General features: G+C 58.2%; 12 protein-coding genes. 2 read left to right on the top strand and 10 right to left on the bottom strand.

Annotated elements, in window-relative coordinates; all coding sequences use genetic code 11:
* Nucleotides 1-4: 4 nt before the first annotated feature.
* The 5 genes from ACS4RR_RS29555 to ACS4RR_RS29535 all read right to left on the bottom strand — a co-directional run bounded on the left by ACS4RR_RS29555 (nt 5) and on the right by ACS4RR_RS29535 (nt 5,438).
* Nucleotides 5-859 (bottom strand): sugar phosphate isomerase/epimerase family protein, encoded by an 855-nt coding sequence (locus tag ACS4RR_RS29555; protein ID WP_260111353.1) that lies wholly within the window; start codon nt 857-859, stop codon nt 5-7.
* A 64-nt stretch (nt 860-923) separates the two neighbouring features.
* Entirely contained in the window at nt 924-2,162 is a 1,239-nt protein-coding gene (locus ACS4RR_RS29550; protein ID WP_026154528.1) for an ROK family transcriptional regulator, read from the bottom strand.
* A gap of 38 nt (nt 2,163-2,200) precedes the next feature.
* Entirely contained in the window at nt 2,201-3,043 is an 843-nt protein-coding gene (locus ACS4RR_RS29545) for a carbohydrate ABC transporter permease (protein ID WP_012755199.1), read from the bottom strand.
* Nucleotides 3,040-3,969, bottom strand: a complete 930-nt coding sequence (locus ACS4RR_RS29540) for a carbohydrate ABC transporter permease (protein ID WP_162115877.1) — start codon at nt 3,967-3,969, stop codon at nt 3,040-3,042. Before ACS4RR_RS29540 ends, ACS4RR_RS29545 begins: the two co-directional genes overlap by 4 nt.
* Before the next feature lie 170 nt (nt 3,970-4,139).
* Nucleotides 4,140-5,438 (bottom strand): type 2 periplasmic-binding domain-containing protein, encoded by a 1,299-nt coding sequence (locus tag ACS4RR_RS29535; protein WP_162115876.1) that lies wholly within the window; start codon nt 5,436-5,438, stop codon nt 4,140-4,142.
* Between the two features lie 369 nt (nt 5,439-5,807).
* On the opposite strand from ACS4RR_RS29535, the gene ACS4RR_RS29530 reads away from it, so the two are divergent.
* Nucleotides 5,808-6,854: a Gfo/Idh/MocA family protein gene (locus tag ACS4RR_RS29530; RefSeq protein ID WP_170255533.1), complete on the top strand. Its 1,047-nt coding sequence runs from the start codon at nt 5,808-5,810 to the stop codon at nt 6,852-6,854.
* A gap of 8 nt (nt 6,855-6,862) precedes the next feature.
* On the opposite strand, the gene ACS4RR_RS29525 is transcribed toward ACS4RR_RS29530, so the two are convergent.
* Nucleotides 6,863-8,002, bottom strand: a complete 1,140-nt coding sequence (locus ACS4RR_RS29525) for an ROK family transcriptional regulator (protein WP_170255534.1) — start codon at nt 8,000-8,002, stop codon at nt 6,863-6,865.
* A gap of 146 nt (nt 8,003-8,148) precedes the next feature.
* On the opposite strand from ACS4RR_RS29525, the gene ACS4RR_RS29520 reads away from it, so the two are divergent.
* On the top strand, nt 8,149-8,691 hold the full coding sequence (locus ACS4RR_RS29520) for a hypothetical protein (protein ID WP_260111354.1): 543 nt from the start codon (nt 8,149-8,151) through the stop codon (nt 8,689-8,691).
* 65 nt (nt 8,692-8,756) lie between these two features.
* Here the strand turns inward: ACS4RR_RS29520 and ACS4RR_RS29515 are convergent, their stop codons facing one another.
* From ACS4RR_RS29515 to ACS4RR_RS29500, 4 genes are all read right to left on the bottom strand, one after another.
* Nucleotides 8,757-8,939, bottom strand: coding sequence for a hypothetical protein (locus tag ACS4RR_RS29515; RefSeq protein ID WP_246725894.1), 183 nt, complete (start codon nt 8,937-8,939; stop codon nt 8,757-8,759).
* A gap of 162 nt (nt 8,940-9,101) precedes the next feature.
* The gene (locus tag ACS4RR_RS29510; RefSeq protein WP_260111355.1) at nt 9,102-10,811 is read right to left on the bottom strand and encodes a GH32 C-terminal domain-containing protein; all 1,710 of its coding nucleotides are present in this window, start codon (nt 10,809-10,811) and stop codon (nt 9,102-9,104) included.
* 55 nt (nt 10,812-10,866) lie between these two features.
* Entirely contained in the window at nt 10,867-12,240 is a 1,374-nt protein-coding gene (locus ACS4RR_RS29505; protein WP_456190518.1) for a NosD domain-containing protein, read from the bottom strand.
* Nucleotides 12,241-12,381: 141 nt separating this feature from the next.
* The gene (locus ACS4RR_RS29500) at nt 12,382-13,524 is read right to left on the bottom strand and encodes an ABC transporter ATP-binding protein (RefSeq protein WP_260111357.1); all 1,143 of its coding nucleotides are present in this window, start codon (nt 13,522-13,524) and stop codon (nt 12,382-12,384) included.
* Between the last annotated feature and the right edge of the window lie 9 nt (nt 13,525-13,533).

The following is a 13,533-nucleotide window of genomic DNA, read 5'->3' as shown; positions in this document are numbered from 1 at the left end:
GCCATCAAAGTCCGCTCAGGACATTTCTCAAATAATCAAGGCCGAGGCGCTCGCCGTCTTTCCGCGCGGCTAAGTCCTTGCCCGGCCAGCCATAGGCGGCATCCTCATGTTCGATCGACAGCGTGCCGTCGAAGCCAGCCCTGCTGGCCTGGCGCAGAAACCTCGGCCAATCGATGAGGCCGAGCCCGGGCAGCTTGTATTGCCACCAGCCCTTGTCGTGATAGCCGATTGCCTGCAGCCTCTCCGGATCGATTGCCGTGTCCTTGGCATGAAGGATGGCGATGCGATCTTTCACCGCCTCCATCGCCTGATAGGGATCGACGCCGATGCGAATGAGGTGGGAGGGATCGAATTCCAGCCCGAAACGAGGATCCCTGATCCGCTGAAAAAGCTCCTGCCATCCTTTGGGTGTCGTTCCGATGAAATTGTCCTTCGGACCCGGCCAGTTCTCGATTGCGAAGGTGAGGCCATACGGTTGTGTCTTCGCGATCAGGCCGTTGGCGAAATCGGCGAAGTCATCATAATTGGCTTCGTCGCTGGCGGTGTCGTCCCGGCCCGGGAAGATCACGAAGATCGGGACGCCCGCTTGCCCGATCGCGCTCGCAAATTCGGCGGTCGTCTCGCGAAGTGCCGTTCGTTTTCCCCGGTCAGCATCGAGCTGATTGCCGAAATAGGTAATCGACGACACGAAGAGGTTGCGGCTGCGCGCCAGTGCTACGGCGGCCTCCACCCGATCGGGCGTCTTGATATGGCCGCCGACGTCGATTTCGATGGCGTCGAACCCGGCCGACGCGGCGAAATCCACCACCTCCTCCAGCGGGCGATCGTTGAATGTCGATGTGTAAAAGCCGATCTTCACCAAAATCCTCCCATCTTCACCAAAATCCGTTCTTCACCAAAATCCGCGGGCCTTGCCGCCCGTTTCAACTGTTCAGACGATCCATGTTCTTCAGTGGCGAACGTGTGCGTTGCGCAGGGTCTGCCGATGCGAGCATCAAGGCCGCTGCCATCGGCATGACCGCCGCCCCCATGGCAGAGGCATCCTCTCCGAGCGAGGCGCGATGAAGCGAGGGAAGGTTGGGGTCCTCGGCATCGAGATGCTCGTGCACATAGCGCAGCAACTCGTCGACGATGCGGATCGGCAATCGGCCGCCGACAAGGACGGCGTCGGGGTCGACGACCATGCCGATATGCTTGACGGCGACTGCCAGATGCGCGCTCATTTCCTTCAGCCACTGCGACACGAGGCGCCTGCCATGCGCATCCAGCGTCAGGAGATCGTGGGGAACACTCACTTCGACGCCGTGTTTCGCGAGGAAATCATAGAGGAAGAACAGCGAGAATATCTCGCCGAGAAGCTGGACCTTATGGGCCTTCCCGTCACCGCCGTCGGCAATCGGCAGCCAGCCAATTTCGCCGCTGAGGCCCATGGCGCCACGATGACCGTTGCCGTCGAGCACGAGGCCGCCGCCGGGGCATGGATTGATGGCGATGTAGAAGAAGCTGCTACTTTCAGCACCCAGTCCGTAATCGAGTTCGGCAAGGGCTGCGGCATTGGCTTCGTTCTCGATGAAGACAGGATGCGGCGTCAGGTTCTCCAATGCGGCGCGCACATCGAATGCCGTCCATTCCTGATAGGCCTCGGGCTTGCCGAGGAGCGAAATCTCGCCAAGCCAATCCGGCATCGCCAGACCGATACCGGCAAGGCGCGCGTCGTCGATGAGCCGGCTGCGCTGGAAATGCGAAATCGCGTCGGCTGTGAGCTGCAGGAATTCCGCCGGCAGGATGAAACGTTTCTCATGATGAACACGGGCGCGGACATTGCCGACGGCATCGACGGCCAGGATCGTCAGATGGTCGCGATCGATGTTGATGCCGATGGCAAAGCAGGCATCCGGATTGATTTCGAGTTCGATCGCCGGCTGGCCTCTCAACCCGTGCCGCCGGCGGGCTTCCATGATCAGCCCCTCGTCCAGCAGTCGATCGACGATCCGGGCGATTGCCGGTTTGGTAAAACCCGTCCGCCTGGCGATTTCGGCGCGCGAAATCGGCGCCTGGCGATGAATGCAGCGCAGCACGACGGCCCTGTTGTGCTCACCTGCATCTTCGACATTGGCGCCGGTCAGATCCGGGGACAGCCTGGCGCCGAGTGTCTGGTTCATGCTCGAAATCCTTCCTTGCGCATAGCCTAAACCGCTCGTCATCCCTTGACCGCGCCGCTGGTCATCGCACCGAGGATCAGCCGTTGGAGCGACAGGAAGGCGACGATCGCCGGAACGACCGCGATCAGGCAGGCGGCGGCAAGCAGTTGGATGGAGGAGTCGGTTTGCATGCCGCGGAAGTTAAAGATCCCGACGCCGATCGGCATCAGATCATTTTTCGTGAGCAACAGAAAAGGCACCAGAAATTGCGACCAGCCGGCAATCACCGTGATGATGAAGACGGAGGCTATGCCCGGCGCCGATAATGGCAGAATGATGCGCCAGAAGACCGAAAATCGATTGCAGCCGTCGATCATGGCCGCTTCGTCGAGGCTGCGCGGGATGCCGTCGACCGAACTCTTCAGAAGCCAGGTCGCCAGCGGAACGCCAAGCGCGATATACACCATGACGACGGCAAAATGCGTATCCAGTAGCCCCAGACGGTTCATGTAGCGGTAAAGCGGCACCATGATCACAAGTGGCGAGATCATCTGGAAAAGCAGCAGCCCCATCATCGACAGGCCCTTGCCCCGGAATTGAAAGCGGGAAAAAGCGTATGCGGCGGGCAGAGCGACGATCAGGACGCCCAGCCCGCTAAGGGCGGCAAGCTTGAGGCCGTTCCAGAGATAGATCGGAAAGTAGCTGTTGTTCAAAACGGTGATGAAATTGTCGATGGTCGGATTGTTCGGAATATATCGCGCCGCGCCGCGATAGATCTCGCGCTTGTCACGCATTGCCATCGACAGGAGATAGGTGAGGGGGCCGGCGAAGAACACGAACATTACCAGCATGAAAAGATAGCTCATGGCATCGCCGAGCCGCGTTCCGGTCCGTCCGTTCATTGCTCTTCCTCCTTCGGCAGGAACGACGCATAGATGAAGGCCAGCCCGAGGCTGATGATCAGCATGAGAACGGAGAGCACGCTGCCGCCGGACAGGTCGTAGTTTCTAAAGACGATATTGAAGACGTAGAGTGAGATGACCTCGGTCGCGCGCCCCGGACCGCCGCCCGTCAGCGTGATGATCGCATCGAAGGTATTCACCGTCTGGATCGTAATGAGGATCATGTTGACGAGGATTGCCGCGCGCAGCTGCGGAAGCGTGACGAAGAAAAACTGCTGCGATGCCGTCGCGCCGTCGACCTCGGCGGCTTCATAGAGTGAGGGATCGATCGACTTCAGCGCCGCATACATGACGACCATCGAAAATGCCGTGCCGCGCCATATGTTGGAGATGAGGGTCGACCACGGCGCAATAGCAGGGTCCGAGAGCCAGGCGACCGTCGGCATGTGCATCAATCTTAGAATGCTGTTCAACGCACCATAAGGCGCTTCGGAAAAGAGCATCTGCCAGATGATACCGCCGGCGATTCCGGGGACCACCCACGCAACTAGCGCCGTTGTCCTCAAAATGGTGGTGCCGAACAGCCCACGCTTCTCACCGCGGATAACCACGACGGCGACTGCAAGGCCTAAAATCTGCTGACCGATGACGCTGCCGCCGACAAAGATCAAGGTTGCCCATAATATGTCTGGCAGCTGCGGCGAGCTCAACGCATTAGTGATCGACCCCAGCGTATAATCCTGATTGTCGCCGATCAGCGTGGCATTGGTGAATGAAAGCCTGAAAACGTCGATGACGGGGTAAAGGTAGAAGATGCCGATGACGATGATCACGGGCATGATCCAGGGCAGCGGCGCACCGGCGAAACGGCGCATGAACGATCTGCTTTGAGGCGGGCTGTCAACCTCGATGGCAATGGGGCTCATTAAGCTTCTCTGTCCGGGTTGGCTCGCGCATCGGCCCGAAATCGGAATCGATTTTCGGAAAGCACGATGCGTAGATTCAACGTGTTCCAGCGTCCTTTTGCGCGTGAAAAGGCGCGCGACGCTGTAGGTCGACGGCGCCTAGCGGGCAGGCGCCGTCACAGTCGGAAACACTAGAGACGCTTGTAAGCCTCCAGCGCCGCGTTAAAGGCGGCATTCAAGGCGTCTTCCGGCTTTTTGGTCCCGGAGAGAACGTCGCCCATCATGATCTGGATCTGGTTGGAGATTTCAGGATAGATCGGCACACCCGGGCGCGCCTGTCCGTCAACCAGAGCCTTGGCGAAGGTCTTGTTGGCTTCGGTGGAGAAGACCTCATATTTGTCGAACAGTGATTTCCTGGTCGGCAACTGCTGCTGCAGCGCGTTTGCCGGCCCCATATAGACCTCGCGTGCGAGGTTGGCGCACATCTCGACCTTGTCCTTGTCCTTGCTGAAGGAGGCGATCGTCCAGCCGCCGGTGCCGGTCGAACGCTGATCGGCGGTAGGGCCGGGAATCGGCGAGAAGGTCCATTTGTTGAACTCGTCCTCGTCGAGCGTGGCCTTCAGCTGCGCATATTGCCAGTTGCCGCCGATGAAGAGCGCCGTCGTCGCCGCTGCGGCCGCAGCATTCATATCGTCGTAGTTCGCGATCGTGCTGACGCGTTTGGGCGCGGCACCCGAATCGACGAGATCCTTGAAATAGTTCAGCGCCTTCAGGAATTTCTCCTTGTTTTCGCCTTCGCCGAAGACTGGCTTGCCCGAGTCGTCGACGAGCTTGCCGCCCAGCGCCCAATAATTCGCGAGCCAGTCGAACGTCGTCCCTTCCCAGCGCCCGCCATTGAAGAGAACACCTTCCATGCCTTCCTTGGTGGAGGCGAGCGCGGCCTTTTTCAGGTCGTCCCAGGTCTGCGGCGCATCGGCAACGATCGACTTGTTGCGGTAGAGCACACGAAGGTCCGTATCCCACCACCAGGCGCGGACGGTCTGGTCCTTATCGGTGATGCCGCTGCGAATGAAGGGAAACAGGTCGTCCACTTCCTCCTTCGAAAAATACGGCGTGAAGTCCGCAAGCACATGATTGACCATGAACTGCGAGAGGACGAAGGAGTCGACTGCAGCGCAGTCAGGCGCGTTGCCGGCCTTGGCCTGCTCCAGCATCTTGGCCTGTTCGGTGCCGATGTCCGAGGACATGAATTGCATCTGCAATTTCCAGTCCGGATGCTTCTTGATGAAATCGACGAAGAGCTTCTGGTAGCCCTCGGCGATCGCCGGATCCGAATTGTTGGGACTGTCGTTCGTCAGACGGACGACGAGGGATTTTGGCGCATCGGCAAGGCCGATCCTGTCTTTCGTGGCAAGTTCCTGGGCAAATGAAACGGATGCTGAAAACAACATAGTGCTCAGCGCAAATGCGCTGACGGTGGCGCTCTTCATGATGGGTCTCCTCCCCATTTTGAACGGATACAGCCTGGCGGTCAGTTGACCTCTCCTCATTTCCGTGCTGCATTAATTAGATTAAGTTACTTTGATTTGATGTCAAGCCACAGCTTGGGAGCCAGAACCTGGGAGGTTGAGATGCTGGCGACAATCAACAGCAGCTAGCGCAGAGTTCCGGAAAATCGAGATCGATTTTCGGAAATGGATCTGCGTCGTGAAGGTGATGGAGCGTCCCGCGGGACGCGCGGCGCATCCACCGCAATTTTCCTGAAGAAGAGCACGAGGCAATCGCGGATGGCTGCGATGGCGTGAGTGTGGTTTTGCCCGGCGGACGCCGCGGCGGAAGTTAATTCCATGGAGGATAAGATGCGTTTACTCATTCTTGGTACCGGCGGAATGGCCAACCAGCATGCTGCCAACTTCAAGGCGATCGAAGGCGTCAGTGTCGTGGGCGGCGTCGATGTCGTCCCGGAAAGGCTCGCTGCCTTTTGCACCGAACATGGCATCGCCAATCATTTCATGACCCTCGAGGATGCTCTCGCCTGGGGCGAGTTCGACGCAGTGGCGAACGTCACGCCGGACCGCATTCATTACCCGACGACGCTGCAGGCGATTGCAGCCGGCAAGCACGTCTTCTGCGAAAAGCCGCTCGCCACCGATGCCATCAAGGCCATGGAGATGACCGAGGCAATCGAGCGATCGGGCAAGGTCGGCATGGTCAATTTCACCTACCGCAACTCGCCCGCCCTTCAGAAGGGCCGGCAGATGGTGCTCGCCGGCGAAATCGGCGAGATCAGGCACGTCGAGGCGTCTCACCTTCAAAGCTGGCTGGTCGGTCGCCACTGGGGCGACTGGAAGAGCGAGAGCAAATGGCTTTGGCGGCTGAGCAAAAAACATGGATCGAATGGCGCGCTCGGCGACATCGGCATCCACATCGTCGATTTCGCATCCTATGGTTCAGGGCTCGACATCGCCCATGTCTTCGCCCGGCTGAAGACCTTCGACAAGGCACCGGACCATAGGATCGGCGAATATGATCTCGACGCCAACGACAGTTTCACGATGAATGTCGATTTCGCCAATGGCGCAATTGGGACGATCCAGGCGACGCGGACGGCGGCCGGACAGATGGATCAGCTGCGCCTCAGAGTCTATGGCGAAACCGGCTCGATCGAGATGATCTACGATACCGGAAAATCGACGCTACGCGCCTGTCTTGGAGAGGACGTGCACACGGCGACCTGGCGCGACGTCCCCTTCGATCCGGTCGAGACGAACTATCAGCGTTTCGTCCAGGCCGTGCGGGCGGGCAGGACCCAGGAACCCTCGTTCCGGCGGGCGGCCAATATCCAGAAAGTCCTGGACCGGGCGCTGGCCTCCGATCTCAGCCACGCCGATGAAGCGCTCGCCTGACCCGGCCATCAGGCCGAAGCCGGCGGCAGCAGCAAAGTGTTGAGGAAGGGCAGGAGTGCTGCACCGAGCGCAACGCCGCCGCCGCTGAAGCTCGCGGGTTTCATCGGCGAAATCCAGGGGGTCAGCAATGGTCTCGTCGAGGTGTCGCGCCGCTCGATCGAAAGCTGATGGATCAGCGCTTCGATCACGCTCTGCGGCAGGTCGCTGCCGATCATGACAACGCTCGGGGCGAGAAAACCGGCCATGGCGATGATCGGGTCGAGCAGGTGGCCGGCGGCTTCCCGTATCCATTGCGACAGCGACAGCGAGGAGAATTCCTCCCCTTGCAGTAGGCGGGTGAATGCCTGGTCGCCGATCCGTGATCGCAGCGACTCGAAACCGACCACGGTGTTCAGCTGGACATTGTCTGGACCTGTCAGCATTTCGCCGATGCTGCCTGCCCGGCCATGCACGCCGGAATAGGGAATACCGCGAATGAGAAAGCCGGCCTGAACGTCGTCGTCGATGATGATCATCGCCAGTCCGCCTTCCCTGCCGGAGCTGCCGATCGTGCGCTCCGCGAGAAGGCTCGCCGTGCACTCGTTCTCGACATAGGGACGCGCGATCGTCGAGATCGCGGCGATCTGCTCGCTTTGATCGTCTGTCCAGTCGTTGGCGGCGATGCCGAGCCCGATGATCGGCAGTGCGGCGTGGCGATCGACCATATCCCTGACCGCCGCATGCAGCAGGCCGACTCTATCAGCGAGGTCCAGGCCGAAGTAGACCCGGTCGTGCACCTGGCCACTCAGATCGATGAGCACGGCCTCGCCACGCCTTTGGCGAAGCTTGACGCCGATCGAGAAAGCACCTTCCGGTCGAAGCGCGAATTCCGTGGCGGTTGCGCCACTTCCAATCCCATTGCGGCGGTTTGACGTGACGAGTTTTTCTTCCGCCAGCCGCCGCAGAATATTGGTGATGCCAGGCCCGGTCAGGCCGCAATGCCGGCCAAGCTCCATCCGCGTCAGCGGGCCATGGCGGCGGATGGCTTCCAGGATGACGCGAATATTCCGGTCGGCGATCTCGCCCGACCTCAGACCCACCGTTTTGGCGCGCGGACCGCCCATCTCCTGGGTGTGAAGCCGACGCGGCCCTGACCGAAGATACCGCATGACCGTCTTTCCTAGAGCACTATTCGGTTGTGTATCACGCTTGCAGGTGTTCGTAACGATTTTCCAGTAGATGCTCGTAACGAAGGGCCGCGGCTCTACACTAAGGTGTGCTCGGAATTACTTCCGTGGAGAGTTGAATTCAACCGATGACTGATGAACCTTCTACCGCCGCCGACCGCGACCCAAACGCCACCCAGCCAATTATCGTACTGCGAGGGATCGTTAGATACCCCTTCATGTTCCTTGGCGTCATGGCGCTCCTTTTCGTTTACCTCTCACTTATCGCCCTTGGGCAGATCGAAATGAGCAGAGCTACGAGCGGTGTCGGAGAGGGCCTGTTCGCGATCCTGCTCCTCGTCGTCATCGTTTATGTTGCGGTAAAGGCTCGGCAGGTGGACTTCAGAAAGCCCACAATGGTGGTCGGACCCGACGGTATCACTGGTCAAAAGCTGCCGAAGCTCATCCCTTGGTCAATGATCGAACGCGTTGATATCCCTCAAGCCGGGCAGGCGGGATTTATCTACCTGACTGTGCGCAAAGATGCCGATCCGGAGATACTTGAACAGTTGCGCAAGCGTCAGCCTCTTGAAAGGACCGTCGCGATACCGCACAGATGGGTTCCGGGATTCAGTTCAAGCGAAGTCAAGGACATCGTGAATCGCTACTTTGAACGTTCACGACAAAGCTGAAGCGGAATGAATATTTGCTTCCGACGGCTCATCCGCTGATGTCGCTCGTCGAGCAGCCATTGCCTCTAATAGCTGCAAGGATGATCGTTGCCGAATCCATCGCGGCAGGCAGGCCTGAGCGAATAGTCGGCGCCGGTATATCCAACCGAGCCGGTTTGCATCGAGTCATTCGAGCTCGTCGTGCAGGACGATAAGGCAACCACGATGACGGCTGTCGCGGCTGTCAATAATTTGCGGACTTGAAGCATCCCACCCTCCCCAGCGCTGCCTGAAATTTGCGATATCACTGCAATTCTCGGTCACATAGGGCCGACACAGTGATCAGTCTATGATCCATACGCCAGTTTGAAGCGCTCGACGAGCATGAACCAGTGGCGAGCGTTTCATTCAATAACTCATCTCGCGGCAGCTCAATGGCGTTTCGCATATCTTTCCAGCACCCGCGTTGAAGCGGACGATGAGATTTCCAGATAATCTGGGTTGATGTTCGCGTAGCCGCGACGGGTTCCACAGACAGTTCCGTCATCGGCGAAGATCTCGACGATTCCACGGTCATGAAACAGACGAAGCTCCTTTCCGTCGCCAAGCTCCGCCACGTAACGGATCGAGCCGTCGTCCTGGGCGAGCCGGATCGAGAGGATACCGCCTGCGACGCCCACCTCGAATGCAAGTTCGCCGCCCTGCGTCGCAACGACCTTGCTACCTTCCAGGGCGCCGGAAAGGCGGATTTCAATGGGCGCCATCGGTAGCGAGAATTTGCCGCTTTGTTCCTCGACGATAGGGTCAGCGGCAAAGTGATCGTCGACTTCGATCGCCGGCAGCATGCGCAGCCTCTTCCTATCTTCGCTCAATCTCAGAACACGGGGCAGGGACAGCTCCCCTGAATAGGACGAACCCTCAAGCTTGCGGTATTCCCAGTTGAACAGCCAGGCAAAGGCGATCTGGCGCCCTCCCGCTTCGAAACTCTGCATCGCGTAGTAATCGGTGCCGAAATCCAGCAATTGCAGTTCCGGGATGTCTGGCACGAAGCAGTCGTCAATAAACTCGCCGATCAGGGCATAAAGGAGATTGTGGCGCCGTGTTCGTGGCTCGACATGGCCAACAAAACCCATCACCAGAACCCACTTTTCCTCCAGCCGAAAGAAATCCGGGCATTCCACCGCACGCGCGCCCTCCTGGCGGAATTTAACCGGCGCACGGTAGAGCGGCCTGAGATATTGCCAATCGAGGCCATCGCCGGAGCCGAACAACAACACCGCGGGATCGCCTTCAATCGATGCGCCGAGTATCATGCGATAGGCATTGGCTGCGTCGTCCCACCAAACCTTTGGATCGCGGAAATCGTGCTCGACCCCGTCGGGACGCTCTTCCAACACCGTCACAATGCCTTCCGCCTTGATCATCCGCCGATCTGGGCGCGCTATTTTCTGAATTTCCCGATAGCCCTTGAAAAGGTCATAGGCGGGCAGGCGCTCGGTGTAAAAGAACATCAAACTTCCATCTCGATCCCGAAAGGCATTGCCGGAGAATGCGCCTCCTGTGGCGCCGAGACGCCACAGGTTCTGTTCCGGATGCAGAAATACCGGCATATGAAGCCAATTGACCAGATCGCGGCTGGTCGCATGTCCCCAGTGCATCGGTCCCCAATCATTGCCGCCGGGATGGAATTGATAAAAAAGGTGCCATAGCTCGTCGATCTTGCAGAGACCGACCGGGTCGTTCATCCAATGCCGGATTGGCGAGAAATGAAGCACAGGACGATCCGGATCGGACCGAAGCCAATCTTCAATTTCCGCGCCGGTGTGCTGAAGGATCCCTTTTTGCGAGAATTCAAACACCGTTATGCCGGTCTCGTTCACGGTTTGAGGCTGATATCCATAGGCCCACAGAACAGCGTCCGGCGCATTGGTGACAATGGTGACCTCGCAAGCTTCCCTGTGGTGATATTTGAAAAACTCCGGATCGATGGCAAATGACCGAACCTGCCAAACCGTTTTCCCGTCAATGTCGATACGAAAAAAGCCGTCGCCCGCGGCCCAAAATTCCAAGCGGTACCCAGAGGGTAGGAACAGGTTTTGCTGCGTCAACGGGTCATCTTCCCGGTCCATTTGGTTTGCCATGAACACAACTCCGAATGTCACTGTATTTTTGACCGACGACCTGGCTATGCTCGGTCTAGTGAAACTCTGCCGACGATTGCCCAAGAACTGGAGTGCCCCTGAAAGCATTCACCGCTCTGTCCATCTCGACCTGTTCGACATTGCCTGAATCCAGAACGGTATTCCGCACCGAACCCCGTTGCACCCGTACTGCCGTTACCTCGAGCGCCTTCAAATTGTCCGTTGAAAGCAACGCGCCCACTTGCGTGGAAAAACAGGCACTGTTTGGTGCATCGTTGATTTGCGACATTTCGGTTGTGGCCACGATGTGATTATTGGCGATGTAGTTGCCGCTGCCGGAAACAACATTGATGATCACAGGCTTTGCGGCGAGAGGCTTGATATATTGAGTATCGATCGTCTCTGAAATGTGGTTGGCGATGACAGAATTGTTGCTGCCATCAATGTGCAAAAGTCCGAACAGGTCATCCAGGCCGTTATCGTACTTCTGCATCGGCGCCCACGGCTCGCGATCACGCAAGAAATGATTTGAGGACACCAGGTTTTCGCAGCAGTTCGCAGCAAAAACCAACATTCCGGGATAGAAGGAATGGAATCTGTTTCCTGTGATCGAGGAACGCACGACGCCGGAAAAATAGACGCTGCTCGCGCCTCGGGGGAAGACGTTGTTTGAAGAGACCAGGATGCCTCCGTAATTTTCAGCGTAGACGGAATGTCCTCTATATCCGGCTCCGACAAAATTATTCGCTATCCTCGAGGCCTGCCCCATACCTTTCAATTCGATACAGTTGCCGCACTCTGCAATGAAATTATTGTCTATCGCCAGGGCATCCGCGTCATGAACAGTCACGCCATGTTCCAGATAGATAAGGCCCATCCCCGTTATTCGGAATGAGTCATTGGCGCTGCCGACATAGATTCCTGTTTTGCCATTCCTGTAGGTATTTTCCGCATCATTCTGCCCCGAACCGTCGTCCATGAAGTGCAGGCCATCGATGCAAAAATCAGCAAACTCCACAGAGCTTATGCGAGGATTGCCGGTGCGCTTGACACAAAACGCGGCTCCGGCAGCCCCGCCGTCGGCGGCGTCCGAAGACATGTCCACACATATGCGACTTCCGCCCGGCCACAATTCGCGCCACTGTGCCAGTTCGTCCGCAGGTGTGTTGAAACGGATGCTCGACGACGTAAAGCCATGTCCCGAGCCGACAATCTTCAGATAGCTCACGTCTATCACCACCTGGGTCACAAGACGATAATCGCCTGGCGGTATATAGATCACTGCTCCAGGCTTTCCGCCGTCATTATGGTCGGGAACCGCTTGCCTGCTTTTAATATCCGCAATGATGCTATTGATGACCGCGCCAATATCCTCATAGGGGTTGCCTACGGGATATCGTGTAACGTCGTAAAAATTGTCACTTGCCATGGTTCATGTCTCCTCGGCCATTTCCTACTCTGCAGCGAGAGTAGACCGATGTTCTTGATTGGCTTGTCGTGCCCAAGCCGCCTGGGAAAATGCGTTCAACCGGCTCTCTTGTTCGAGTTTGGAGCAAGATCCTGCGCACCGTCACCAGATGCTGGTGCGGGTGTCCGGTTCAAAGAAGTGGAGCTCGTCGGCATCGACAGCGATGCGCGCAATGTCGCCAGCGCGGACTGCGCTCTTCGGAGAAAAACGAGCTACAGCAGCCTTTTCGTTGCCGATGTCGACGACGGCGTCCGGGTCGCCGGCATCCACCCGGCTGGCGTCGATATTCAGATGCACCATGGATTCAGAACCTAGCGCCTCGACAAGAGTAACCGGGGCCGAGATCTCGGCCGAAGAGGGCCGGATTGCGGCGTCGTTCATATGCTCGGGCCGGATACCGACAATGACCTGACGGTTGGACGCACCGTTGAGCGAGGGGCGGTCTTCGAAAACCCGGTCGGGGATTTCCAGGCTGTTGCTGCCCAGGGTCAGCGTCCTCCCATTCAGAACGGCCTCGTACAAATTCATCGAGGGCGATCCGATGAAGGCGGCGACAAAGACATTGTCAGGACGATTGTAGAGGTTTTGCGGTGTGTCGACTTGCTGCAGCACGCCGCCCTTCATGACAGCGACGCGGTCGCCCATCGTCATCGCCTCGACCTGGTCGTGGGTCACGTAAATCGTCGTGACATTCAGTTTCCTCTGGAGGCTGGCGATCTCGGCGCGCATCTGCACGCGCAGCTTGGCATCGAGGTTCGACAACGGTTCATCCATCAGGAAGGCTGCTGGTTTGCGGACAATCGCCCGTCCCATGGCGACACGCTGACGCTGACCTCCTGAAAGGAGTGCCGGCCTGCGGTCGAGCAAAGTCGTCAGTTCGAGGATGCGGGCGGCTTCGACTACGCGGCTGGCAATCTCGGTCTTCGGCAGGCCTGCCATCAGCAAGGGAAAGGCAATGTTCTCCCGCACCGTCTTGTGCGGATAGAGCGCATAGGACTGAAAGACCATGGCGATGTCGCGATCCTTGGGATCGACATCGTTGATTAGTCTGTCACCGATCCTGAGTTCACCGCTCGTAATGCTCTCCAGGCCAGCGATCATCCTGAGCGCCGTCGACTTTCCGCATCCTGACGGACCGACAAACACCATGAACTCGCCATCCCTGATGTCGAAGCTCAGATCGTGCAGAGCGTGAAACCTGTTTCCGTAGACCTTGTTGATATTGCGCAACTCTATGCCGGCCATGCCTTTGCC

This window comes from Rhizobium zaerense, assembly GCF_051810725.1.
Taxonomy (GTDB): Bacteria; Pseudomonadota; Alphaproteobacteria; order Rhizobiales; family Rhizobiaceae; genus Rhizobium; species Rhizobium leguminosarum_I.
This window is presented reverse-complemented; position numbering and strand designations above follow the sequence as displayed.